Below are 24,457 nucleotides of genomic sequence, written 5' to 3' on the forward strand. Positions count from 1 at the left end.
GGACGGATGCGGCGTTCCTTGGCGTGAAGCTGCTTTAGGCTATCGCGCAACGCTTGGCTAGCCGGCCCTTCCCAAGCGCGCATCGGTTGCCTAAGAATGCAGCGCCGCTACCGGAGAAAGACCCGGACAGCGATCCGGAGGGGGAACGGATGTTCAATGTCGATCTGCTGATCAATGCGTTGACGACGCTGCTCGTAACACTCGACCCGCCGGGTCTTGCGCCCATTTTCCTGAGCCTCACGGTCGGTCTGAGCCGGCAGGAGCGTTTCCAGGTCGCGACCCGCGGCTCGCTGATCGCCTTTTTCATCCTCGCCGCCTTTGCCCTTTTCGGCGACGGCATTCTCGGCCTGCTCGGCATCTCGATCGGCGCTTTCCGCATCGCGGGCGGCCTGCTGCTCTTCTGGATTTCCTTCGAGATGATCTTCGAACGACGCCAGGAGAGAAAGGAAAAGACCGGAGAAACGGCGGTGACCAAGGACCACATCCATAATATCGCCGTCTTCCCCCTCGCCCTGCCGCTGATCGCCGGTCCGGGGGCGATTTCGGCAACGATCCTGCTCGGCAGTTCCTTTCCCTCGGTCCTCGAGCGCGTCCAACTCCTCGTCGTCATCGCCGCCTCGATGGCATCGCTCTTCCTGGCGCTGGTGATCGCCGACCGGATCGACCGTTTCCTCGGGGTTACCGGTCGGGCGATCCTCACCCGCCTCCTCGGCGTGATCCTGGCGGCGCTCGCCGTTCAGTTCGTCGTCGACGGCGTGCGTTCTGCTTTTCAAATCCCAATTCAGAGCCTCGGCTGAAAACGCAACGGCCCGCAACTGCATGTGTCCTTAAATCGACTTCGATTTCAGGACAAAGACATGCAGCAAGTCAAAGTGCTACAGCGACCTTTGCGCGTCTGAAAAGACGCGCGGCACTGTAGAGGCGGGCCGAATATGTCCCGAGCGATTGACGCTGACCGATCAGAACGGAATGTCGTCGTCGAGATCGCGGGAGAAATTGCCGCCGCCCTGGTTTGGTTGGCCGCCGGAGCGGCCGCCGCCCGGAGATTGCCGCGGCTGGTCGTAATCCTCGTAACCGCCGCCGCCGCCGTAGTCGCTGCCGCCACTTCTGGCGCCGCCGCCTTCGCCGCGGCCGTCGAGCATCGTCAGCGTCGAGTTGAAGCCCTGCAGCACGACCTCGGTGGTGTAACGGTCATTGCCGTTCTGGTCCTGCCATTTGCGGGTCTGCAGCTGGCCTTCGATATAGAGCTTGGCGCCCTTCTTCACATATTGCTCGACGACCTTGCACAGGCCTTCGTTGAAGACGACCACATTGTGCCACTCCGTCTTTTCGCGCCGTTCCCCGCTGTTGCGGTCGCGCCAGGTCTCCGACGTGGCGATCCGGAGATTGGCGATCGGCCGGCCGTCCTGCGTGCGCCGGATTTCCGGGTCGGCCCCGACATTTCCGATCAAGATCACCTTGTTGACGCTACCAGCCATATCGCTTTTCCCGTGTTTTCACCGAACCGCGGCCCGGCTTTCAAATGTCTCAAGAGGGCGCATCTTAGCGGTGAGCCGCCGCCGATACGCCCCGCATCCTACACAATCCACAGCTCATTTGGCAGGCCGCGGCTTATGTTTGTTCTTTTTTTGTTCTAATATTGCCTTATTATCTTGTCAACCGAATCGCAATTGAGCCGCCTCTTTGCCGATTGCGCCTCGACATGGGCGTTGTCGTCATTACATAGGAGGCTTTCAACCGACATGCAAAACTGGCTTCCGATGAGCGAACTCAAGACCCTCTCCATTCGCGGCGCGCGCGAGCATAACCTCAAGGGCATCGACCTTGACCTGCCGCGCAACAAGCTGATCGTGATGACCGGCCTTTCGGGCTCCGGAAAATCCTCGCTCGCCTTCGATACGATTTATGCCGAGGGCCAGCGCCGCTATGTCGAGAGCCTGTCGGCCTATGCCCGGCAGTTCCTGGAGATGATGCAGAAGCCGGATGTCGACCAGATCGACGGGCTGTCGCCGGCAATCTCGATCGAACAGAAGACGACTTCGCGCAATCCGCGTTCGACGGTCGGCACGGTCACCGAGATCTATGACTATCTGCGCCTGCTCTTCGCACGCGTCGGCGTGCCCTACTCGCCGGCGACGGGCCTGCCGATCGAGAGCCAGACGGTCAGCCAGATGGTCGATCGCGTATTGGAATTCGGCGAAGGCACGCGGCTCTATATCCTTGCCCCGCTCGTGCGCGGCCGCAAGGGCGAGTACAAGAGGGAACTCGCCGAGCTGATGAAGAAGGGCTTTCAGCGCGTCAAGGTCGACGGCCAATTCTACGAGATCGCCGACGTGCCGGCGCTCGACAAGAAATACAAGCATGACATTGACGTCGTCGTCGACCGCGTCGTCGTGCGTCCCGACCTCGGCACCCGACTGGCCGACAGCCTCGAAACCTGCCTGACGCTCGCAGACGGGCTGGCGATCGCCGAATTCGCCGACAGGCCGCTGCCGCCGGAAGAGACGGCCGCCGGCGGTTCTGCCAACAAGTCGCTCAACGAGACGCATGAGCGCGTGCTGTTCTCGGAAAAGTTCGCCTGCCCGGTCTCCGGCTTCACCATTCCGGAAATCGAGCCGCGGCTTTTCTCCTTCAACAATCCGTTCGGCGCCTGCACGACCTGCGACGGTCTCGGCAGCCAGCAGAAGATCGACGAGGCGCTGATCGTTCCCGAGCCGAACCGGACCTTGCGGGACGGCGCCATCGCGCCCTGGGCGAAATCGACATCGCCCTATTACAACCAGACGCTCGAGGCGCTCGGCAAGGTCTTCGACTTCAAACTCGGCAGTCGCTGGAGCGAGCTCTCCGAGGAAGCGCAGCGGGCGATCCTGCACGGCACGGACGAGAAGATCACCTTCCACTACCAGGACGGCGCCCGCTCCTACAATACGACGAAGACATTCGAAGGTATCGTGCCCAATCTCGAGCGGCGCTGGAAGGAGACCGACAGCGCCTGGGCGCGCGAGGAGATCGAGCGCTTCATGTCGGCGGCACCCTGCCCCGCTTGCGCCGGCTACCGGTTGAAACCGGAGGCGCTGGCGGTCAAGATCGACAGGCTGCATATCGGCGAACTCACCGAGATGTCGATCCGCGCTGCCCGCGACTGGTTCGAAACGCTTCCCGAGCGGCTCAGCACCAAGCAGAACGAAATTGCCGTGCGCATCCTCAAGGAGATTCGCGAGCGGCTGCGCTTCCTGAACGATGTCGGCCTTGAATACCTCAGTCTCTCGCGCAATTCCGGCACGCTTTCGGGCGGCGAGAGCCAGCGTATTCGGCTGGCCTCACAGATCGGCTCCGGGCTGACCGGAGTGCTCTACGTGCTCGACGAGCCGTCGATCGGCCTTCACCAGCGCGACAATGCCCGTCTGCTCGAGACGCTGCGGCATCTGCGCGACATCGGCAACACGGTCATCGTCGTCGAGCATGACGAGGACGCGATCCTGACGGCGGATCATGTGGTCGACATCGGCCCGGCCGCCGGCATTCACGGCGGCGAGATCGTCGCCGAAGGTGCGCCCGCCGATATCATGGCCAACCCGAAGTCGCTGACCGGCAAATATCTCTCCGGCGAACTCTGCGTCGCGGTTCCCAGCGAACGGCGGAAGCCGAAAAAGAAGAGGGAAATCACGGTTGTAGGGGCGCGGGCGAACAATCTGAAGAATGTGACCGCGTCGATCCCGCTCGGCGTCTTCACAGCCGTCACCGGCGTTTCGGGGGGCGGCAAGTCGACCTTCCTGATCGAGACGCTCTACAAGGCGGCCGCCCGCCGGGTCATGGGGGCGCGCGAAAACCCCGCCGATCACGACCGGATCGATGGCTTCGAGCATATCGACAAGGTGATCGACATCGACCAATCGCCGATCGGCCGGACACCGCGCTCGAACCCGGCGACCTATACGGGCGCCTTCACGCCGATTCGCGACTGGTTCGCCGGCCTGCCGGAGGCAAAGGCGCGCGGCTATCAGCCCGGCCGCTTCTCCTTCAACGTCAAGGGCGGACGCTGCGAGGCCTGCCAGGGCGACGGCGTCATCAAGATCGAGATGCACTTCCTGCCGGATGTCTACGTCACCTGCGACGTCTGCCACGGCAAGCGCTACAACCGCGAAACGCTCGACGTGCATTTCAAGGGCAAGTCGATCGCCGACGTGCTCGACATGACCGTGGAAGAAGGCGTCGAATTCTTCGCGGCCGTTCCGGCCGTGCGTGACAAGCTGGTGACGCTCAACCAGGTAGGGCTCGGCTATATCAAGATCGGCCAGCAGGCGAACACGCTGTCGGGCGGCGAAGCGCAGCGCGTCAAGCTTGCCAAGGAACTGTCGAAGCGCTCGACCGGGCGCACGCTCTACATCCTTGACGAGCCGACGACAGGCTTGCATTTCCATGATGTCGCCAAGCTTCTTGAAGTTCTGCATGAACTCGTCAACCAGGGCAATTCGGTTGTCGTGATCGAGCACAACCTCGAGGTCATCAAGACCGCCGATTGGGTGATCGATTTCGGCCCGGAGGGCGGCGACGGCGGCGGCGAGGTCATCGCCAAGGGAACGCCGGAAGACGTGGTGAAGGAACCACGCTCCTATACCGGCCAGTTCCTGAAGGAGCTTCTGGAACGCCGGCCGGTGAGGAAGGTCGTAGCGGCCGAGTGATCAACGATGCTTGCGCGGAGAAACGGGTGGCGGATGATCTTCGCATCCGCCAGGGCTTATGTGTCGGATGATCGGTCCAGAACGGACCGGCGAATGCGATGAGCAGCACGAGTGTTCTGGGTATCGAGGAGGAGATGATGGCAGAAACCGGGAAGATCCGCGTCGGCATCGGTGGCTGGAATTTCGAACCCTGGGAGACGAGCTTCTATCCGGCCGATCTTCCGAAGAAGCGGCAACTCGAATTCGCCGGCAAGGAGCTGCGCACCATCGAGGTCAACGGCACCTATTACAGTTCGCAGAAACCGGCGACCTTCGCCAAATGGGCATCGGAGGTTCCGGACGGATTTATTTTCTCGCTGAAGGCCAGCCGCTTCGTGACGAATCGCAAGGTGCTGGCCGAAGCCGGCGAATCGATGGAGCGGTTTCTGACGCAGGGTTTGACGGAACTCGGCGACCGGCTCGGCCCCATACTGTGGCAGTTCGCGCCGACCAAGAAGTTCGATCCGGATGACTTCGAGGGCTTTCTGAAGCTGCTCCCGGAAAAGCAGGACGGCCTGAAGCTCCGCCACGTTGTGGAAGTCCGCCACCCCACTTTTCAGGTGCCGGAGTTCGTCGAGCTTCTGCACAAATACAAGACGGCGGCGGTCCTCGCCGAACACGAGGACTATCCGATGATCGCGGACGTCACCGCGGATTTTGTCTACGCGCGGCTGCAGAAAGGCAGCGACGACGTGAAAACCTGCTATCCCCCGGCGAGTCTCGATCTCTGGGCCGAAAGGCTCAAGACCTTTGCCGCCGGCGGCGAGCCGGACGGACTGGAGAAGAGCGCGCCGGATCGCAAGGCCGACAAGGCGGCGCGTGACGTCTTTGCCTTCTTCATCAGCTCCGGCAAGTTGAATGCGCCAAATGGGGCGCGGGAACTGCAGAAGCGGGGGTGGACTGACGCGCCCGCAAGAGTGCCGGTGTCGCGCCCGCAGTGCCGCATTCAAGGGGTCGTACCGGACTTCGGATGCCAATTCGCGGCCACAACATGTAGTGAGCCGAATCACCAGGCGTGCGCTTCACATTCCCGCCACGCTGCGCAATTGCTAGTAGCACTGAGGAACGCCGGGTACCTGTTTTTTTACCCGTGAAAATTCTGATTTTCCGTCCGCGGCTTCCGCCTGTTGCAAGCCGGCCACCCGAAGTCCCTGATTTTCAACGGATTGGTTGATGTCCCCGTTTTCCACAGTCGATCCACACAAGATATAGCGCTCAAAATTCCGTCACAAACCACCCCTTGACGCCCAAAGGCGATTCACGATTAATGGATTGTACGTTGCGACGGCGGCGAACCGGGAAGTTGAGAGGCCGGTTCATCCCCCAAATCGTCGGTTCTGACATGTGGCCGAGGCGGATGGTTCCGCGTGGCCGCAGCGGTGGAATTTTGCGCGAATTGAGGGCTGTCGAAGCAATTTCAGTCTGGCGTAAAGAACCTGTTAATACTATATTTAGTGTTTGCAGCCAGCCTCACCACAAGATACTGGATACCCGGGTTTGGGTTTCCTCTAGAGATACGGAAGCTGAAGCTGGCTGCGGGACCTCTCGCGGCCGGACGGGACAATTGCGCCGAGGCGCATGGCAACAAAGGACGGGACAATGAAGATCGAACGTCGTTTCACCAAGGCAGGGCAGTCCGCCTATGCCGAGATAGAATTCCGCAAGGCGACGAGCGAGATCAAGAATCCGGACGGCTCGATCGTCTTCCGTCTCGCCGATATCGACGTGCCGGCGCAATTCTCCCAAGTGGCCGCCGATATTCTCGCGCAGAAATATTTCCGCAAGGCGGGCGTGCCGGCCAAGCTGAAGCGCGTCGAGGAGAACGACGTCCCCTCCTTCCTGTGGCGCTCGGTTCCCGACACCGAGGCGCTGAAGGCGCTGCCGAAGGACGAGCAATACGGTTCCGAAACGGATGCCCGTCAGGTTTTCGATCGCCTCGCCGGCACCTGGGCCTATTGGGGCTGGAAGGGCGGCTATTTCGAAACTGAAGAAGACGCCAGCGCCTTCCGTGACGAGCTCGCCTATATGCTCGCCACCCAGCGCGTCGCGCCGAATTCGCCGCAATGGTTCAATACCGGCCTGCACTGGGCCTATGGCATCGATGGTCCCGGGCAGGGCCATTTCTATGTCGACCCGTTCACCGGCAAGCTGACGAAATCGAAGTCGGCCTATGAGCACCCGCAGCCGCATGCCTGCTTCATCCAGTCGGTCGGCGACGACCTCGTCAACGAGGGCGGCATCATGGACCTCTGGGTCCGCGAGGCGCGTCTCTTCAAATACGGCTCGGGCACCGGCTCCAACTTCTCGCATCTGCGCGCCGAGGGCGAGAAGCTATCGGGCGGTGGCAAGTCGTCGGGCCTGATGAGCTTCCTGAAGATTGGTGACCGCGCCGCCGGCGCCATCAAGTCGGGCGGCACGACGCGCCGCGCCGCCAAGATGGTGGTCGTCGACATCGACCATCCGGATATCGAGGAATATATCAACTGGAAGGTCAAGGAAGAGCAGAAGGTCGCAGCCCTCGTCACCGGCTCCAAGATCGTCGCCAAGCACCTGAAGGCGATCATGAAGGCCTGCGTCAATTGCGACGGCAGCGATGACGCCTGCTTCGATCCGAAGCAGAACCCGGCGCTGAAGCGCGAGATCCGCGTCGCCAAGCAGGCGCTGGTGCCGGAAAACTATGTCAAGCGCGTCATCCAGTTCGCGCGCCAGGGCTACAAGGACATTCAGTTTAAGACCTATGACACCGATTGGGATTCGGAAGCCTATCTGACGGTCTCGGGCCAGAACTCCAACAATTCCGTTTCGATCAAGGACGACTTCCTGCGCGCCGTCGAAGCGGACGGCGATTGGCAGCTGACAGCCCGCAAGGACGGCCGGGTGATGAAGACGCTGAAGGCCCGCGACCTCTGGGAGTCGATCTCCTATGCTGCCTGGGCATCGGCCGATCCGGGCCTGCACTTCAACACGACGATGAACGACTGGCACACCTGCCCGGCGGCCGGTCCGATCCGCGCCTCCAACCCGTGCTCGGAATACATGTTCCTCGACGACACGGCATGCAACCTCGCATCGCTCAACCTGATGCAGTTCAAGGATGCCGCCAGCAAGCGGATCAACATCGCCGACTACGAGCATGCCGTCCGCCTGTGGACGGTCGTTCTCGAAGTCTCGGTGATGATGGCGCAGTTTCCGTCGCGCGAAATTGCCGAGCTCTCCTATGAGTACCGGACGCTCGGCCTCGGCTATGCCAATATCGGCGGCCTCCTGATGTCCTCCGGCATCCCCTATGATTCGGCCGAAGGCCGCGCCATCGCCGGCGCGCTGACCGCCATCATGACTGGTGTCGCCTATGCGACCTCAGCGGAAATCTCGGCCAAGCTCGGCCCCTTCCCCGGCTTTGCGCCGAACCGCGACAACATGCTGCGCGTCATGCGCAACCACCGCCGCGCAGCCCATGGCGAGACCACGGGCTATGAAGGCCTGTCGGTCAACCCGGTCGCACTCATCCACACCGATTGCCCGGATCAGGAGCTGATCGCCCACGCCAAGAGCGCCTGGGACAAGGCCGTTGAACTCGGCGAAAAGCATGGCTACCGCAATGCCCAGGCGACCGTGATCGCGCCGACCGGCACGATCGGCCTCGTCATGGATTGCGACACCACCGGCATCGAGCCCGATTTCGCGCTGGTGAAGTTCAAGAAGCTCGCCGGCGGCGGCTATTTCAAGATCATCAACCGTGCCGTTCCGGAGGCGCTCAGGACGCTCGGCTATTCGGAAAGCCAGATCGCCGAGATCGAGGCCTATGCTGTTGGCCACGGCAATCTCAATCAGGCACCCGCCATCAACCCGACGACGCTGAAGGCCAAGGGCTTCACCGACGAGAAGGTCGATGCCGTCAATGGGGCGCTGAAGTCGGCTTTCGACATCAAGTTCGTCTTCAACCAGTGGACGCTCGGCGCCGATTTCCTCAAGGGCACGCTGAAGGTCACCGACGAGCAGCTTGCCTCGATGGACTTCAATCTCCTCGAGCATCTCGGCTTCTCGAGGAAGGATATCGAATCCGCCAACATCCACGTCTGCGGCGCGATGACGCTCGAGGGCGCGCCCTTCCTCAAGGCCGAGCACCTGCCGGTCTTCGATTGCGCCAACCCCTGCGGCAAGATCGGTAAGCGCTATCTTTCGGTTGAAAGCCACATCCGCATGATGGCGGCCGCCCAGCCCTTCATCTCCGGTGCGATCTCCAAGACGATCAACATGCCGAACGAGGCGACCGTCGAGGATTGCAAGAACGCCTATATGCTCTCCTGGAAGCTGGCGCTGAAGGCCAACGCGCTCTACCGCGACGGCTCGAAGCTGTCCCAGCCGCTGAACGCCTCGCTGATCGAAGACGAGGAAGACGAGGAAGCGATCGAGGAGCTGCTGCACGCGCCGGCTGCCGCGCAGGCGGTCGCCGTGACGGAAAAGATCGTCGAACGCGTCATCGAAAAGGTCATCCGCGCCCGCGAAAAACTGCCGAACCGCCGCCAGGGCTATACCCAGAAGGCGATCGTCGGCGGCCACAAGGTGTATCTGCGCACCGGCGAGTTCGGCGACGGCCGCCTCGGCGAGATCTTCATCGACATGCACAAGGAAGGTGCCGCCTTCCGCGCGATGATGAACAACTTTGCCATCGCCATCTCGCTCGGCCTGCAATACGGCGTGCCGCTCGAGGAATATGTGGAGGCCTTCACCTTCACCAAGTTCGAGCCGGCCGGCATGGTCCAGGGCAACGACGCGATCAAGAACGCCACGTCGATCCTCGACTACGTGTTCCGCGAACTCGCCGTTTCCTATCTCGGCCGCCACGACCTGGCGCACGTCGACACTTCCGACTTCAGCAACACGGCGCTCGGCCGGGGCATCCAGGAAGGCAAGACCAACCTCGTCTCGACCGGCTGGACCCGCGGCTACAAGCCGACGATCGTCGGCGGCTCCGGCGACCGCTCGGAGCCGAAGGGTGCCTCGACCGGCGCCCCGACCCGTGCCTCGGGCGGCGCCACGGTCACCTCGATCACCGGCAATGCCGTCCGCAAGCTCGAGCCGACAACGGCAACAGCCACCTCGGAAGTCGTCGCCTTCAAGCGCGACTATGAGGAGCGCGCCGCAGAGCTTGCCGAGGAGATCGCCGAAGAAGTCGAGCAGGAAGTGACCGCCCTCTTCTCCGACAAGGCCGCGGCAGAAGCTGCTTCCGCCAAGTCGGAAGCCAAGAAGGTCGAAGCCGAACGCCGGGCCCGCTCGATCATGCAGGGCTACACCGGCAACATGTGCTCCGAGTGCCAGAACTTCACGATGGTGCGGAACGGCACGTGCGAGAAGTGCGATACGTGCGGTGCTACGAGCGGGTGCAGCTAATAGCGGTTAGTTGCTGCTACCACTACCACCACCACTAAAGGTGCACAAAAAAAGGGTCCCGAACAAAGTCGCGGGACCCCTTTTTACGAGATGGGGGCGACAGCGGCCGCCGACATCACCGAAATGGACCTCCCGGGCTACGGAGAGACAGGTTTGCGGAGCGGCGGCTTACGATGGGCCCATGGCCTCGCTCTTTCGAGCTGGCCGGCCAGGCGGAACAACGTCTCCTCGTCGGCAAAGCGTCCCACGAAATGCATGCCGATCGGCAGGTCGTGGTCCGACCAGCAGAGTGGCACCGACATTGCCGGCTGGCCCGTGACATTGAAAACGGGAGTCCAAGGGATGAAGCTGAATGTTTCGGCTGCGAGGCGCTTCGCGATGCCTATCCTTTTTAGGAGCCAGCCCGCCTTCACCCGACCCACAGCGCGAATAATTTTCTTCTCGGCAGCAGACGGCTGAAGCGATCCTATCGGCGGCGGAACCCGCGCCAGCACCGGCGTCATCAGGATGTCGTACGTTTCGAAGAATTGCGAAACGCCTCTCGCCGCGAGCTTTAGATAGCGTAGCGCAGCCGCAAGTTCGCCTGCCGAAAGTGTCTCTCCAAGCAGACCCATCCCGAGTGTCGAGGGATCGAAGTCCTGAACACGTACCGGAACACCGGCCGCCCTCGTCGCCTCTTCGATGTCGACTTGCAGTTCCGCGGCGATGACGCTCAGAAACGAAAGGGAGAACGCCTCGGCATCGATAGACGGTGCTGCCTCAACAATGTCGTGACCAAGTTCTTCCAGCAGTTTTGCAGTGGCGGAAAAAGCTTGCAGTATCTCCGGTTCTACTTTCCCGCCAAGCATCGGAGCCGCCGATATGGCAATTTTCAGTTTCCCCGGCGGACGTCCCGCCGCTTCGAGAAAGGACCCTGGCGGTGAGGGCAGGTAATGGGGCGCACCGACATCCGGTCCTTGGACAAGGTCGAGAAGGGTGGCCGAATCCCGCACCGAGCGCGTCAGAACATGTTCCACGGCGAAGCCCGCCCAAGGTTCCCCCGTGAACGGTCCGGCAGGCGTCCGGCCGCGGGTCGGCTTCAGGCCGAACAGCCCGCAGGCAGAAGCCGGGATGCGGATAGAGCCACCACCGTCGCCGCCCGAGGCAAGCGGCACCATGCGTGCCGCGACCGCTGCCGCCGAACCACCGCTCGAACCCCCAGGGGTCCGATCCGGATCCCAAGGATTCCGAGCCGGCCCGAAGGCGTCTGGTTCTGTATAGGGTGTGAGGCCGAACTCCGGAGTGTTGGTTTTCCCCAGGACGATCAGTCCCGCCTTCTTCCATCGAGTGACCAGTTCGGAGTCGCCGGTCGCCGGCAACTTCGCGAGCAGGCGGTTGCCTTGCGAGGTCGGGATTCCTTCCACTGTTGCGAGCAGATCCTTGAGAAGGAATGGGACGCCTACAAAGACGGCGCCCGCGTCAACTTCGTCTGCCGCTTTCCGCGCTTCCTCGAACATGGTCAGGATGACAGCGTTGAGGGGCGGATTTCGCGAGACGATCCTGCCTATGGCCGTTTCGACGAGTTCCAATGCCGATACCGCGCCTCGCTTCACCAGGTCGGCGAGGCCAAGGCCATCGAGTTCGTCGTATTCAGCGATCAATCCACCATCTCCAACTTGAAATCCGACCATTGCAGGGCGGAACACCTGTCAGCCGATGTGAATCCGATGGACTGGCACGTGAGGATACCTCAAGTTGTCCCCGCTCAACGAATCAGAATCGGAGATTCCATGCCCCTCAAACGTCTGATTGCCGCGGCATTGGCAGCCTTGGCCCTGTCGGGTTGCGCAAGCACCGGCGGTACCGGCAACACGACCTACGCCCAATGGTACGGACCGAACCCCGTTCCCGACTTTAGCGCTGCGACACCCGGCGGCGTGCGCATGGCCTACTGACCAGCCGCGCTTGTCATCGGACACCCGAGGGGTGTCCGTGATCGCCGGACCAGCCGCCCTCTAGCGAGTCGAGATTGAATCGCCTTGTCCGCTCCCATTCCTCGACATCGTTCCCGACAATCCCGACCCGGCCGACATTCGCGCCATCGTTGCGACGCTCGACGCCTATAACATTGCCAATAGCGGCATGGCCGAGCTGCCGGGCTTTGCCGTTATCCTTCGCGATCCGCAAACGCGCGCCGCCACCGGCGGGCTCTATGCGACCGACGGATACGGATGGGCGTTCGTCAGATATCTTGCGATCCCGGACGAGTATCGCGGCCACGGCCTCGGGCGGCGGCTGATGGAGGAGGCGAAAAGAATTGCCCGGGCGCGCGGCTATATCGGCCTGCGGCTGGATACGTTCGAATTTCAGGCCCCTCCCTTCTATGAGAAGCTCGGCTTCGAGCTCTTCGGCGAGCTGGAAGGCGCACCGGGCGCAATTCCCCGCTATTTCCTGAAGAAACGCTTTTGAGGGCCCGCTGCCTCGCCGAGATGATCCCTTGAATTCCAACGGATCGGCCCCATCTATCGGTCACCACCCGTATAGAGAGGACCGTGCGCCGACTTTCTGGTTGGGCGCCTTCGCGTCTTCCGGGTTTGAAGGGCGCTCCCCGGAAGGGTCGAGCGCCCTTCTAGTTTCCCGCGCGGTCGTTCATTCACACCTGCAGTTGCTCCCGCGATCAGCGCGGCGGAACGATGCCCTGGTAATACTCGCCTTCACCGCCGACATGGACGGTTTGCGAGCAGGCCGTGAGCGTTGCAAGCGCGAGCAACAATAGGATTTTGCGCATCAATCTCGGTCCTTTCTAAAGGATTGATGGCCATTGATATTCCGGCCTTCGCCAAGGATCAATTGCCTTCTCGGCGCTCCCAACCCGCTAGTATCGGCGACAGGAGTTTTGCCTCAGAAGAGCCGCCGGCTGTCCGTGGCGTCTAAAACTGCGTCGGCGGCACGATGCCCGTGTAATAGTCCCCCGATCCGGGCGTGTATGAGTTGTAAACGGTGGTTCTTCCCGTTTGAGAGCACGCCGCCAGAGTGAAAAGTGCCATGAGCAACAGCAAAGCACGCATGTCTCGTCCTTCCTGACCAGAGGTCCCCGATACTCTTTCACAGCGCCGGTTTGCGCCATTCTCTTGATCAAGCTGTGATTGTACATCCCGCTCAACCGTCGAGATAGACCGACGAAAGGGGACGGTCTTCTCGCCGGGGCCGCCTGCCCCTTCCCTCAAACGCTCGCATTCAAATAAAATCCGACCGCGCGGCTTCACCTGCCCGCAAACGGAGTCTGGCAAAAGGAAAGGAGGAGCGTATTTCAAGGCGAGCAAAGTGACACAGGTCGTTACCATTTCCGCGACGACGGCGGCTTACGCGGCCGAGGCCGTCAAGCCCTCCGCGCGCGTGCGTGGCGACGCTCCGGCCGATGAAGCCATCACCTTGCTCGCGGCACGGCCGCCGGATCGAGCCGCTCTTGCGCCGGCATCCCTCAAGACGAAAGGTGCCCTGCCCCTCGCGCTGATGCTGATCAGCGCCGGAATGCGTCCGCCCCAGGAGAGCGAGGCGGAGACATTGCGTCGCTACCTCGAATTCATGGAGGAGGAAAACGCCGATCGCGGGGAAGACCGGGAAGACGAACCGGCCACCGATGATGAGGAAAAGGGCGACGAAATCGCCGTCATGCTCGACCAGTTCATACAAGGGGCCTGACGGTGGAGCGGGTTTTCCAACCCGCTCCGAAGTCTCAAACCGAAAGGCTTACTTATGCTTGTGGCCGGCCGCTCCACCGCCGGCAGCCCCAACCGGGAGGATATAGTCGACCGTTCCGGCCTTCTCGAAGGTCAGCGTGACGGGCACGGTCTCGCCCTCAGCGAAGGGTTTTGGCACTTCCATGAACATCAGGTGCAGACCTCCGCTCTTCAATTCCACGGTCTTGCCTGCCGGAATGACGATGCCGCCTTCGAGCTTGCGCATCTTCATGACGTCGTTCTCCATCGCCATCTCGTGCAGTTCGACGCGTCCGGCCGCCGGGCTTTCGACAGCGACCAGCCGGTCGTCGGCATTCCCCGTATTCTTAACGACAAAGCCGCCGCCGCCGACCTTGGCGCCCGGCAGCATCGCCTTGACCGCACCGCCCGAGATTTCGAGAGCGCCGACTTCGACGGGAGCGGCTTCGGCCTGCTGAGCGCCGTGCCCGGCATGGGCATGCTCTTCGCCTGCAGCCGTCACGGCTATGGTTGGTGCCGGATGTTCGAGCGCGTGAGCGTCCTCGCCCGCCGCCGGCACCTCATCCCAGACGACCTTTGCTTCAGAGCCGCAAAGCTGCGTCGTCGGGAAGGCAAGCACCGTTTCCTCGTCGAAGCCCGAGACCTTTCCGCGGATGACGAAGGTGTCATAGTGCTCGTCAGACAGATTGCCGCCCTTCCAGCGGATTTCGACCGGACCGGAGGAGACCTTGGTTCCGTGATTGTCGTAGGTCTTCTGATAGTCGCCTTGGATGATTTCAAGCTCCCAGCCGGGTTTCGGCTGCGGCTTGGCGAAGACGAAGCCTTCCGGCAGCTTCACCTGCACCTCGGTCGTCGGCTTGCCGTCGCAGCCGTGCGGCACCTGCAGGATCGCCTTGAACGTCTTTTCGCTGGGCGTGCTGTCCACCTCGAAGGTCGCATGCGCGTGAGCCATGCCGGCGGCTGCGAGCGCGAGGCCTGCCGTGAGGAGGGTCATTCTGATCTTGGTCATGTCGTAGTCTCCGAACCACGTGCCCTGCAACACGGGCTTCGTGGTGAATGCCGCCAAGCGGCGTGATGAAAGTTCAATTCTCGGAAGAGCGTTACGACAGGATTGGCGGCCCGCGCGGGGGCGGCAAAAGCCGCAAGGGCGTCAGCGCGACCTGAATTTCGGTGACAGGCGAATCGGCGAGCCAATTGCCTTTGTCGGCTGACACGCTTGCCTGCGGCGGCTCGGGCAGAAGCACCGAGGCGGCGAGCCTGCATGCCTCGCAAATCGGAGCGATCGGCGGCGCTTTGCCGTCTTCGTGCTCGACACCCTCGGTGCCGAAGCAGATCTCCGCAAAGGAGCCGTCGGGCAGACGATATTCGGCCGCGAGCGCCGCGTTCGTTCCGATGACGAGAGAGGGTTTGTGGGCGAATGACAGGAAAACGAGCGCGAAGGCGGCAAGCAGCCGCACCGCAATTCGCCATCTGTCCCCTTGCCCGATCATGATCGCCTCTGTCTCGTCTCTTCGTTATTCACAATCCGCTTCAAATGCAAAGGCCGATTTGCCGCAGGCGCGCCCAAGAGCGACGATGAAGCCATGGCGACAAAAATATGTTTCATCGCGACATTCGCCCTTGCCAAAATCCGGCCTTCGCCGTTATCTGGAGATGATCTTGTTGGGAGAAACCGGTTCAATCCGGTGCCGAAGGAGCAACCGCCCCGGAAACTCTCAGGCCAAAGGACCAGCAAGGTACCGGTAGGACTCTGGAGAGAAGCGGTTACGCTCGCCGAAGGGATAACAATCTCAGGCAAACGGACAGAGGGGGCTCGAATTTGTCGGCGTTTGACGCCGGTAGTGTGAGCCGGCGCGCCCAGCGCCAGACCTGGAGGCCGGATTTGGAACCTATCTCCCCCTTGAATCATACGCCTTTGCACGCCCTGCATCTGTCGCTCGGCGCGCGCATGGTGCCATTCGCCGGCTATGAGATGCCGGTGCAATATCCCGAAGGCGTGCTCAAGGAACACCTGCACACGCGTTCTGCCGCCGGCCTCTTCGATGTGTCGCATATGGGCCAGGTCATCATCCGCCCGAAGTCCGGCCGGTTGGCCGATGCGGCCTTGGCGCTCGAAAAGCTGGTGCCGGTCGATGTGCTTGGGCTTGCCGAAGGTCGCCAGCGCTACGGGCTCTTCACCAATCCGGAAGGCGGGATTCTCGACGACCTGATGATTGCCAACCGCGGCGACCATCTCTTCCTTGTCGTCAACGCCGCCTGCAAGGAGGCCGACTTCGCGCATTTGAAAGATGGGCTTAGCGATAGTTGCGACGTCACTCTGCTCGACGACCGCGCCCTCGTCGCGCTTCAGGGCCCTCGTGCGGAGGCGGTGCTTTGCGAGCTATGGGCGGATGTCGCCTCCATGCGCTTCATGGACGTGGCGGAGGCGGATCTCCACGACGTCACGTGCATCATTTCCCGCTCCGGCTATACGGGCGAGGACGGTTTCGAGATCTCCATTCCCGCCACCTCGGCGGTGGACGTGACGCAGCGCCTGCTCGAGCATCCGGACGTGCTGGCCATCGGCCTCGGCGCGCGTGATTCGCTCCGCCTCGAAGCCGGCCTTTGTCTCTATGGCAACGATATCGACACCGGCACGACACCGGTCGAGGCGGCCCTTGAATGGGCGATCCAGAAGAGCCGCCGCGCCGGCGGTGAGAGGGCCGGCGGCTTTCCCGGCGCCGACCGGATCCTTGCGGAACTTGCCGGCGGAACCCGCCGGCGCCGCGTCGGCCTGAAGCCCGAGGGGCGCGCGCCGGTCCGCGGCGGCGCGAAGCTCTTCGCTGATGCGAACGGCGCGGTGCCTGTCGGCTCGGTGACCTCCGGCGGCTTCGGACCGAGCGTCGATTGCCCGATCGCCATGGGCTACGTCGATGCCGCCCATGCCGAGAACGGCACACAGATTTTTGCAGAGGTGCGGGGCAAGTACCTGCCGGTCACGGTTTCCGCCCTGCCCTTCGTCAAACAGACCTACAAACGCTGATCAGGAGAGAGCGCGTATGCTGAAATTTACCGAGGAACACGAGTGGCTGAAGGTCGAGGACGGCGTTGCGACCGTCGGCATCACCGAACACGCCGCCGGCCAGCTTGGCGATCTCGTCTTCGTGGAACTGCCGGAAGCCGGCGCGACCTTCGCCAAGGGCGATTCGGCTGCGACCGTCGAATCGGTGAAGGCCGCCTCCGACGTCTATTGTCCACTCGACGGCGAAATCATCGAGGTCAATCAGGCGATCGTCGACGATCCGTCGCTCGTCAACAGCGATCCCCAGGGGGCAGCCTGGTTCTTCAAGCTGAAGCTTGCCGATCCGCGCTCTGCCGATGGTCTGCTCGACGAAGCAGCCTACAAGGAGCTTGTCGGCTGATGAGCATGCCCAAGGATTTTACCTTTACCGACTACAAGCCTTACGATTTCGCCAATCGACGCCATATCGGCCCTTCGCCCTCCGAGATGGAGGAGATGCTGAAGGTGGTCGGCTATCCGAGCCTCGATGCGCTGATCGACGACACCGTTCCGGCCTCCATCCGCCAGAGGACGCCGCTGTCTTGGGGTGCGCCGATGACCGAGCGGGAAGCGCTCGACAAGCTGCGCGAGACAGCCAATCGCAACGACAAGCTCGTCTCGCTGATCGGCCAAGGCTACTATGGCACGATCACGCCGCCGGTGATCCAGCGCAACATCCTGGAAAACCCGGCCTGGTACACGGCCTATACGCCCTATCAGCCGGAGATCAGCCAGGGCCGGCTCGAGGCGCTGCTCAATTATCAGACGATGGTCTGCGACCTGACCGGCCTCGATGTCGCCAACGCCTCGCTGCTTGACGAAGCGACGGCCGCGGCCGAAGCCATGGCCATGGCCGAGCGCCTCGCCAAGTCCAAGGCGAAGGCCTTCTTCGTCGACGAGAACTGCCATCCGCAGACGATTGCGCTCCTGCAGACCCGTGCCGAGCCGCTCGGCTGGCAGCTTGTCATCGGCGACCCTTTCTCGGATCTCGATGCCGCCGGCGTCTTCGGGGCGGTCTTCCAGTATCCCGGCACCTACGGTCATGTCCGCGATTTCTCCGAGCTGATCGCCAGGCTGCACGAACAGGGCGCCATCGCCGCCGTCGCCGCCGATCCGCTGGCGCTTGCCCTGTTGAAATCGCCGGGAGAAATGGGCGCCGACATCGCCATCGGTTCGACGCAGCGTTTCGGGGTTCCGGTCGGCTACGGCGGACCGCATGCCGCCTACATGGCGGTCAAGGATGCCCACAAAAGGTCGATGCCCGGCCGTTTGGTCGGCGTTTCGGTGGACGCACGCGGTAACCGGGCCTACCGGCTTTCGCTGCAGACGCGCGAACAGCATATCCGCCGTGAAAAGGCGACCTCGAACATCTGCACCGCGCAGGTGCTGCTCGCCGTGATGGCGTCGATGTATGCCGTCTTCCACGGCCCGAAAGGTATCAAGGCGATCGCCCAGAGCGTCCACCAGAAGACGGTGCGCCTGGCGATGGGCCTCGAAAAGCTTGGCTATGCGGTCGAGCCTGATGTGTTCTTCGACACGATCACGGTCGAGGTCGGCAAGCTGCAGGGGATCATCCTGAAGACCGCAGTCGCCGAGGAAGTGAACCTTCGCAAGGTCGGTGCCACGAAGATCGGCATCAGCCTTGACGAGCGTTCGCGGCCGGTCACGCTCGAAGCCGTCTGGCGGGCCTTCGGCGGCGACTTCAAGGTGGAGGAGTTCGAACCGGACTACCGGCTGCCGGAGGCGCTGCTGCGCACCAGCGACTACCTCACCCATCCGATCTTCCACATGAACCGCGCCGAAAGTGAGATGACGCGCTATATCCGCCGTCTCGCCGACCGCGATCTGGCGCTCGACCGGGCGATGATCCCGCTCGGATCCTGCACGATGAAGCTCAATGCAACGGCGGAAATGCTGCCGATCACCTGGCCGGAATTCTCCGAGATACACCCCTTCGTGCCGGCCGACCAAGCGCGCGGCTATCAGCACCTGATCGAAGACCTGTCCGACAAGCTCTGCGCCATCACCGGCTATGACGCGATCTCTATGCAGCCGAACTCCGGCGCGCAGGGCGAATATGCCGGGCTTCTGGTGATCCGCGCCTATCACATCGCCAACGGCAACGGCCATCGCGACGTCTGCCTGATCCCGACATCGGCACACGGCACCAACCCGGCCTCGGCGCACATGGCCGGTATGAAGGTCGTGATCGTCAAGGTGAGCGACATCGGCGAAATCGACATGGACGATTTCCGCGCCAAGGCCGCGCAACATGCGGACACGCTCTCCTGCTGCATGATCACCTACCCCTCGACGCATGGCGTGTTCGAGGAGAATGTGCGCGAGGTGTGCGAGATCGTCCACAAGCATGGCGGCCAGGTCTACCTGGACGGCGCCAACATGAACGCCATGGTCGGCCTCTCGCGCCCGGGCGACATCGGCTCGGACGTCAGCCACCTGAACCTGCACAAGACCTTCTGCATCCCGCATGGCGGCGGCGGCCCGGGCATGGGGCCGATCGGCGTCAAGGCGCATCTCGCCCCGTTCCTTCCCGGCCACCCGGAAACGGACAGGAATGACGGCGCCGTCTCCGCTGCTCCCTTCGGCTCGGCTTCGATCCTGCCAATCTCCTGGAGCTATTGCCTGATGATGGGCGGCGAAGGTTTAACCCAGGCGACCAAGGTGGCGATCCTCAACGCCAACTATGTCGCCGCGCGGCTGAAGGGTGCCTATGACGTGCTCTACAAATCGGCCAAGGGACGGGTCGCGCATGAGTGTATCGTCGATACGCGGCCGCTCGCCGAAAGCGCCGGCGTCACGGTCGACGACATCGCCAAGCGGTTGATCGACTGCGGCTTCCACGCGCCGACGATGAGCTGGCCGGTGGCCGGTACGTTGATGATCGAGCCGACGGAATCGGAGACCAAGGCGGAGCTCGACCGCTTCTGCGATGCGATGCTGGCGATCCGCGAGGAAGCCCGCGCCATCGAGGAAGGCCGGATGGACAAGGTCAACAATCCGCTGAAGAACGCGCCGCACACTGTTGAAGACCTCGTCGGCGACTGGGACCGGCCCTATACGCGTGAACAGGCCTGCTTCCCGCCCGGCGCCTTCCGCGTCGACAAGTATTGGTCGCCGGTGAACCGCGTCGACAATGTCTATGGCGACCGCAACCTCATCTGCACCTGCCCGCCGATCGAGGCCTACGCGGAAGCGGCGGAGTGAACTGACCCAAGGGACAAAGCAAAAGGCCCGGCGAAAACCGGGCCTTTTGCTTTTATCTGCAGCCGTGTGCGAGATGCGTCAGTTGGCACGCACCACCGGGTTGCCTTCTGCAGCAAGCGCGGCCAAATCCGCCGGCTTCAGCTCGACCGATTCGCCGCAGCCGCAGGCGGACGTCTGGTTTGGGTTCCTGAAAATGAAGCCAGAGCGCAGGGCGGTCACCTCGAAGTCCATTTGCGTGCCGAGCAGGTAGAGCACCGCCTCGGGCGCGACCCAGACCTTGGCACCTTGATGTTCGATGAGATCATCCCTGGCATTCGCCTCGGTGACGAGGTCCACGGCATATTCCATGCCGGCGCAGCCGCCTTTCTTGATGCTCACGCGGATGCCCTTGGCGTCGCCGCCGGCATTCTCGACGATCGACCGGACGCGGCCGGCGGCGGCATCGGTCAGGCTCATTACGGCAAAGCCCATAGGCTCCATCTCCTTCACATCACCGGGTTAAAGGCCCGGTGCTTTCCAGAATCAAATGTAGTGCCCGTATGTTAACGGATCAATATGGGAGTTCGGGCGTGAATCATGCAGCGGGATGCGAGTGGAAAACCGCGAACACTTCTCCTCATCCCGCTCTAATACCAGCCGAGCGCCACCTGCGCCTCTTCCGACATGCGGTCCGGCGTCCATGGCGGATCGAAGGTCATGGTCACCTCAACGCCGGAAACACCCTCTACGGCGCCGACCGCGTTCTCGACCCAGCCCGGCATCTCGCCGGCGACGGGGCAGCCCGGAGCCGTGAGCGTCATGTCGATCTTCACCATCCGGTCGTCCTCGATGTCGATCTTGTAGATAAGACCGAGTTCGAAGATATCGGCCGGGATTTCCGGGTCATAGACCGTCTTCAGCGCGGCGATGATGTCGTCGCTGAGGCGCGCCAATTCCTCGGCTGGAATGGCCGAATGTACGATGCCTTCGCGGACATCGACCTTTTCCTGCGCTTCCCCGAGACTCATGTCTGCCTCCTTAGGCAAAGAACTTGCGCGCATGTTCCAGCGCTTCCGCCAGAGCGTCGACCTCGGCCCGCGTATTGTAGAGGCCGAAGGACGCACGGCATGTGGAGGTGACGCCGAAACGTTTCAAGAGCGGCTGCGCACAATGGGTGCCCGCCCTAACGGCGATGCCGGCCCGGTCGATCACCATCGAGACGTCATGGGCATGAATGCCGGCGATCTCGAAGGCGAAGATGCTGCCCTTGCCCGGCGCATCGCCGAAGACGCGCAGCGAATTCACCGAGGACAGGCGCTCGCGGGCATAGGCGGTAAGGTCCGCCTCATGCGCCCTGATTGCCTCGCGGCCGACCTTTTCCATGTAGTCCAGCGCGTAGCCGAGCCCGATCGCCTGGACGATCGGCGGCGTGCCGGCTTCGAACCGGTGCGGCGGATCGTTATAGGTGACGCGGTCCTCCGTCACTTCCTCGATCATCTCGCCGCCGCCCATGAAGGGCCGCATCTCCTTGAGCCGTTCGGCCTTGCCGTAAAGCACGCCGACACCGGACGGGCCGTAGAGCTTGTGGCCGGTCATCACATACCAGTCGCAGTCGATGTCCTGCACGTCAACCGGCATGTGCACCGCGCCCTGGCTGCCATCGACAAGAACCGGAATGCCGCGCTCGCGAGCGATACGGCAGATTTCCTTGACAGGAACGACCGTGCCCAGCGCATTCGACATATGCGTGATGGCAATGAGCTTCGTCCGCTCGGTCAGGCAGTTGACGAAATCCTCTATATGGAATGCGCCATCATCATCGACCGGCGCCCAGACGAGCTTGGCCCCCTGCCGCTCACGGATGAAGTGCCATGGTACGATGTTGGAGTGGTGCTCCATGATCGAGACGACGATCTCGTCGCCCTCGCCGAGATGCGGCATCCCGTAGCCATAGGCGACCGTATTGATCGCCTCCGTCGACGACTTGGTGAAGACGATATTGTCGACGGACGGTGCGTTCAGGAAGCGGCGCACCTTTTCACGCGCGCCCTCATAGGCGTCCGTCGCGGCATTCGAGAGGAAATGCAGACCGCGGTGTACGTTGGCGTATTCATTGGCGTAGGCATGGGCAACCGCGTCGATGACGAGTTGCGGCTTCTGCGCCGATGCACCGTTGTCGAGATAAACAAGCGGCTTGCCATAGACCGTCCGCGAAAGGATCGGGAAATCCTTTCTTACGGCCTCTACGTCATAGGCCGGCACCGGCACAGTATGTTCCATGGTCCTGTCCAATCAGGCGTGTTTTTCGAGCCAGGCCGAGATCACGCCTTCTAGTGCCTCGACCAGTGCCTCGTCATCTTCCAGTTCCTCGACGATCTCGGCAACGAAGGCGTTGACGAGCATGGCGCGGGCCTTGTTCTCCGGAATACCGCGAGAGAGCAGGTAGAAGAGCTGCGTATGATCGATATCGATGACCGTCGCACCGTGACCGCACTGAACGTCGTCGGCGAAGATTTCGAGCTCGGGCTTCGCCGAGAAGTCCGCGTCGTCCGACAAGAGCAAGGTATTGCACGACATCTTCGCGTCGGTCTTCTGGGCGTCCTGGGCGACCAGGATCTTGCCCTGGAACACGCCCTTGGCACGATCGAAGACAACGTTGCGGATGATCTCGCTCGAGGTCGTGTGCGGTACGTCGTGGCTCAGCGTGAAGGTCACGTCCGTGTGGCTCTCGCCGCCCAGCAGGTTGATGCCGCGCAGGGTCAAGTCGGATCCCTCGCCGCTCGCCCTACCGTGCAGTTCCTGGCGCACCAGCTTGCCGCCGGCATTGATGACGAACACGTGCAGCTTCGCGTCCTTCGCGAGGTCGAAACGGATCTGTCCGAGATGGGTGTCGGCCGGGCCCTGCTGCTGCAGGATGATCCAGATGACGTCGGCGCCTTCGCCAAGCGTCACGTCGCTCACCGAGGAGACGAAGCTCGCATCCCCGTTGGTCGACAGATGCCGCTCGAGCACGGTTGCCTTGGATCCGGCGCCGAAAAACACCGGGAAACGGGTGTGGGCCTGGCCATGGCTTTGCGCGACCTGGATCTCCAGCGGCGTTTCCAGCTCGGCACCTGCCGCAACGGCGATCTCCAGACCGCCGCGGACCAGGCCGCCATTGATGCGGCCGATGGCGTCGTCGGAGCCGAGGACCGCAAGCCCGGCGGCAGCCGAGCCGTCGATCAGGCTCTCCGTATAGGAGCGTGCCGTTACGCCTTCGGGAAGGCTCTTGAGATCGGCCTCGCCATTGCGCACCGAAAGCACGGTCGCGCCAGCGACAATCGGCTCGACCCGATCGGCAAAGGCGGACGGATCGGCGGAGGGCACTGCGCGCAGCAGGGTCCTCAGGTCCGTATAATGCCAGGACTCGACGCGCCGCGTCGGGAGACCGGCCGTCTTCAGCTCGTGAACCAGCGTGTCGCGCAGCGACAGCACCGCTCCGTCACCTGGCAGATCACCGATCTGGGAGGTATAGGCGTCAACGAGCGCCGTTTCGGCTGCCGTCATTTTGATGGCCTGTTGCATATTCATTCGAACACTCCTTCAACAGGCGTCAGGCTGCCGCCTCGATGATGTCGGAATAGCCGTTGGCTTCGAGCTCATGCGCCAGCGTCTTGTCGCCCGACTTGACGACCTGCCCCTTGTAGAGAACGTGGACCGTATCCGGGACGATGTAGTCGAGCAGGCGCTGGTAGTGGGTGATGACGACAACGGCGCGATCCGGCGAACGCAGTGCGTTGACGCCGTCGGCGACGATCTTCAGCGCGTCGATGTCGAGGCCCGAGTCGGTCTCGTCGAGCACGCAGAGCTTCGGCTGAAGCAGCGCCATCTGCAGGATTTCCGCACGCTTCTTTTCACCGCCCGAGAAGCCGACATTCAGCGGCCGACGCAGCATCTCCGGAGCGATCTTCAGCTCGGCGGCGGCTTCCTTGACGCGGCGCATGAATTCCGGCGTGGTCAGCTCGTCTTCGCCGCGATACTTGCGCTGCTCGTTCATCGCCACCTTGAGGAACTGCATGGTGGCAACGCCCGGGATCTCGACCGGATACTGGAAGGCAAGAAAGATGCCCTTGGCCGCGCGCTCCGAAGCATCGAGTTCGAGGATGCTTTCGCCGTTGTAGAGAATGTCGCCCTCGGTGACTTCGTAATCTTCGCGCCCCGAAAGGATGTAGGAGAGCGTCGACTTGCCGGAGCCGTTCGGTCCCATGATGGCAGCGACCTCGCCGGCCTTCACGGTCAGGTCCAGGCCGCGGATGATCTCGGTGCCGTCTTCGGCGATGCGGGCGTGCAGGTTCTTGATTTCAAGCATTTCAAATCGTCCTCTTGGGAAACGAATAGTTTTCGCGCGCAGGTCCAGCGCGCCG

The 24,457-nt window shown here is 62.5% G+C and carries 18 protein-coding genes, 1 pseudogene and 1 riboswitch; of the genes and pseudogenes, 10 read left to right on the forward strand and 9 right to left on the reverse strand.

Annotation, left to right across the window (positions count from 1 at the left end; genetic code table 11):
* Positions 1-149: 149 nt before the first annotated feature.
* Positions 150-797, forward strand: a complete 648-nt coding sequence (locus CO664_RS07735; protein WP_097524819.1) for a MarC family protein — start codon at positions 150-152, stop codon at positions 795-797.
* Between the two features lie 162 nt (positions 798-959).
* Here CO664_RS07735 and CO664_RS07740 read toward each other — a convergent pair whose 3' ends face one another.
* Positions 960-1,478 carry a single-stranded DNA-binding protein gene (locus CO664_RS07740; protein ID WP_097538319.1) on the reverse strand — a complete coding sequence of 173 codons (519 nt, stop codon included), beginning with the start codon at positions 1,476-1,478 and terminating at the stop codon, positions 960-962.
* 282 nt (positions 1,479-1,760) lie between these two features.
* Between CO664_RS07740 and uvrA the strand changes: the two genes are divergently transcribed.
* From uvrA to CO664_RS07755, 3 genes and pseudogenes are all read left to right on the forward strand, one after another.
* Positions 1,761-4,682 (forward strand): excinuclease ABC subunit UvrA, encoded by a 2,922-nt coding sequence (gene uvrA / locus CO664_RS07745; protein ID WP_097538614.1) that lies wholly within the window; start codon positions 1,761-1,763, stop codon positions 4,680-4,682.
* Between the two features lie 137 nt (positions 4,683-4,819).
* Positions 4,820-5,614 (forward strand): annotated as a pseudogene (locus tag CO664_RS07750) (DUF72 domain-containing protein); the annotation flags it as partial.
* Between the two features lie 706 nt (positions 5,615-6,320).
* Positions 6,321-10,112, forward strand: coding sequence for a vitamin B12-dependent ribonucleotide reductase (locus CO664_RS07755; protein WP_097538320.1), 3,792 nt, complete (start codon positions 6,321-6,323; stop codon positions 10,110-10,112).
* Between the two features lie 137 nt (positions 10,113-10,249).
* Here CO664_RS07755 and CO664_RS07760 read toward each other — a convergent pair whose 3' ends face one another.
* On the reverse strand, positions 10,250-11,752 hold the full coding sequence (locus CO664_RS07760; protein WP_234820119.1) for an amidase: 1,503 nt from the start codon (positions 11,750-11,752) through the stop codon (positions 10,250-10,252).
* A gap of 129 nt (positions 11,753-11,881) precedes the next feature.
* Here CO664_RS07760 and CO664_RS07765 point away from each other — a divergent pair, with 129 nt between their 5' ends.
* From CO664_RS07765 to CO664_RS07775, 3 genes are all read left to right on the forward strand, one after another.
* Positions 11,882-12,046, forward strand: a complete 165-nt coding sequence (locus CO664_RS07765; RefSeq protein WP_086022771.1) for a hypothetical protein — start codon at positions 11,882-11,884, stop codon at positions 12,044-12,046.
* A 187-nt stretch (positions 12,047-12,233) separates the two neighbouring features.
* The gene (locus tag CO664_RS07770) at positions 12,234-12,560 is read left to right on the forward strand and encodes a GNAT family N-acetyltransferase (protein WP_234820120.1); all 327 of its coding nucleotides are present in this window, start codon (positions 12,234-12,236) and stop codon (positions 12,558-12,560) included.
* Between the two features lie 855 nt (positions 12,561-13,415).
* Entirely contained in the window at positions 13,416-13,793 is a 378-nt protein-coding gene (locus CO664_RS07775) for a hypothetical protein (protein ID WP_097524816.1), read from the forward strand.
* Positions 13,794-13,841: 48 nt separating this feature from the next.
* Here the strand turns inward: CO664_RS07775 and CO664_RS07780 are convergent, their stop codons facing one another.
* Positions 13,842-14,819 (reverse strand): DUF1775 domain-containing protein, encoded by a 978-nt coding sequence (locus tag CO664_RS07780; protein WP_097538323.1) that lies wholly within the window; start codon positions 14,817-14,819, stop codon positions 13,842-13,844.
* Positions 14,820-14,910: 91 nt separating this feature from the next.
* A complete protein-coding gene (locus CO664_RS07785; RefSeq protein ID WP_037422152.1) occupies positions 14,911-15,300 on the reverse strand; it encodes a hypothetical protein in 390 nt (129 codons plus the stop codon).
* 163 nt (positions 15,301-15,463) lie between these two features.
* A riboswitch (glycine riboswitch) is annotated at positions 15,464-15,551 on the forward strand.
* Positions 15,552-15,692: 141 nt separating this feature from the next.
* Here CO664_RS07785 and gcvT point away from each other — a divergent pair.
* The 3 genes from gcvT to gcvP are packed head-to-tail and all read left to right on the forward strand — an operon-like array spanning position 15,693 to position 20,075.
* Positions 15,693-16,832 carry a glycine cleavage system aminomethyltransferase GcvT gene (gene gcvT, locus CO664_RS07790; protein ID WP_097538324.1) on the forward strand — a complete coding sequence of 380 codons (1,140 nt, stop codon included), beginning with the start codon at positions 15,693-15,695 and terminating at the stop codon, positions 16,830-16,832.
* Between the two features lie 16 nt (positions 16,833-16,848).
* Complete coding sequence (gcvH, locus tag CO664_RS07795) at positions 16,849-17,211, forward strand: glycine cleavage system protein GcvH (RefSeq protein WP_037383475.1); 363 nt, start codon at positions 16,849-16,851, stop codon at positions 17,209-17,211.
* Entirely contained in the window at positions 17,211-20,075 is a 2,865-nt protein-coding gene (gene gcvP, locus CO664_RS07800) for an aminomethyl-transferring glycine dehydrogenase (RefSeq protein ID WP_097538325.1), read from the forward strand. The genes gcvH and gcvP overlap by 1 nt, the downstream gene beginning before the upstream one ends.
* Before the next feature lie 78 nt (positions 20,076-20,153).
* On the opposite strand, the gene sufA is transcribed toward gcvP, so the two are convergent.
* The 5 genes from sufA to sufC form a co-directional block, all read right to left on the reverse strand.
* Complete coding sequence (gene sufA, locus CO664_RS07805) at positions 20,154-20,546, reverse strand: Fe-S cluster assembly scaffold SufA (RefSeq protein ID WP_097538326.1); 393 nt, start codon at positions 20,544-20,546, stop codon at positions 20,154-20,156.
* Between the two features lie 155 nt (positions 20,547-20,701).
* The gene (locus CO664_RS07810; protein WP_018239791.1) at positions 20,702-21,082 is read right to left on the reverse strand and encodes an SUF system Fe-S cluster assembly protein; all 381 of its coding nucleotides are present in this window, start codon (positions 21,080-21,082) and stop codon (positions 20,702-20,704) included.
* 10 nt (positions 21,083-21,092) lie between these two features.
* Positions 21,093-22,334: a cysteine desulfurase gene (locus CO664_RS07815; RefSeq protein WP_037422126.1), complete on the reverse strand. Its 1,242-nt coding sequence runs from the start codon at positions 22,332-22,334 to the stop codon at positions 21,093-21,095.
* A gap of 12 nt (positions 22,335-22,346) precedes the next feature.
* Positions 22,347-23,624: a Fe-S cluster assembly protein SufD gene (sufD, locus tag CO664_RS07820; RefSeq protein WP_097538327.1), complete on the reverse strand. Its 1,278-nt coding sequence runs from the start codon at positions 23,622-23,624 to the stop codon at positions 22,347-22,349.
* A gap of 22 nt (positions 23,625-23,646) precedes the next feature.
* Positions 23,647-24,402, reverse strand: coding sequence for a Fe-S cluster assembly ATPase SufC (sufC, locus tag CO664_RS07825; RefSeq protein WP_097538328.1), 756 nt, complete (start codon positions 24,400-24,402; stop codon positions 23,647-23,649).
* Positions 24,403-24,457 lie beyond the last annotated feature (55 nt).

The organism is Sinorhizobium sp. NG07B (genome assembly GCF_002532005.1).
Classification (GTDB): Bacteria; Pseudomonadota; Alphaproteobacteria; order Rhizobiales; family Rhizobiaceae; genus Sinorhizobium; species Sinorhizobium fredii_C.

Bases quoted from the DNA above. Each gene is read 5' to 3' on its own strand.
- CO664_RS07735 (WP_097524819.1), top strand. From the start codon at position 150: ATGTTCAATGTCGATCTGCTGATCAATGCGTTGACGACGCTGCTCGTA.
- CO664_RS07740 (WP_097538319.1), bottom strand. From the start codon at position 1,478: ATGGCTGGTAGCGTCAACAAGGTGATCTTGATCGGAAATGTCGGGGCC.
- uvrA (WP_097538614.1), top strand. From the start codon at position 1,761: ATGAGCGAACTCAAGACCCTCTCCATTCGCGGCGCGCGCGAGCATAAC.
- CO664_RS07755 (WP_097538320.1), top strand. From the start codon at position 6,321: ATGAAGATCGAACGTCGTTTCACCAAGGCAGGGCAGTCCGCCTATGCC.
- CO664_RS07765 (WP_086022771.1), top strand. From the start codon at position 11,882: ATGCCCCTCAAACGTCTGATTGCCGCGGCATTGGCAGCCTTGGCCCTG.
- CO664_RS07770 (WP_234820120.1), top strand. From the start codon at position 12,234: ATGGCCGAGCTGCCGGGCTTTGCCGTTATCCTTCGCGATCCGCAAACG.
- CO664_RS07780 (WP_097538323.1), bottom strand. From the start codon at position 14,819: ATGACCAAGATCAGAATGACCCTCCTCACGGCAGGCCTCGCGCTCGCA.
- CO664_RS07785 (WP_037422152.1), bottom strand. From the start codon at position 15,300: ATGATCGGGCAAGGGGACAGATGGCGAATTGCGGTGCGGCTGCTTGCC.
- gcvH (WP_037383475.1), top strand. From the start codon at position 16,849: ATGCTGAAATTTACCGAGGAACACGAGTGGCTGAAGGTCGAGGACGGC.
- gcvP (WP_097538325.1), top strand. From the start codon at position 17,211: ATGAGCATGCCCAAGGATTTTACCTTTACCGACTACAAGCCTTACGAT.
- sufA (WP_097538326.1), bottom strand. From the start codon at position 20,546: ATGGGCTTTGCCGTAATGAGCCTGACCGATGCCGCCGCCGGCCGCGTC.
- CO664_RS07810 (WP_018239791.1), bottom strand. From the start codon at position 21,082: ATGAGTCTCGGGGAAGCGCAGGAAAAGGTCGATGTCCGCGAAGGCATC.
- CO664_RS07815 (WP_037422126.1), bottom strand. From the start codon at position 22,334: ATGGAACATACTGTGCCGGTGCCGGCCTATGACGTAGAGGCCGTAAGA.
- sufD (WP_097538327.1), bottom strand. From the start codon at position 23,624: ATGAATATGCAACAGGCCATCAAAATGACGGCAGCCGAAACGGCGCTC.
- sufC (WP_097538328.1), bottom strand. From the start codon at position 24,402: ATGCTTGAAATCAAGAACCTGCACGCCCGCATCGCCGAAGACGGCACC.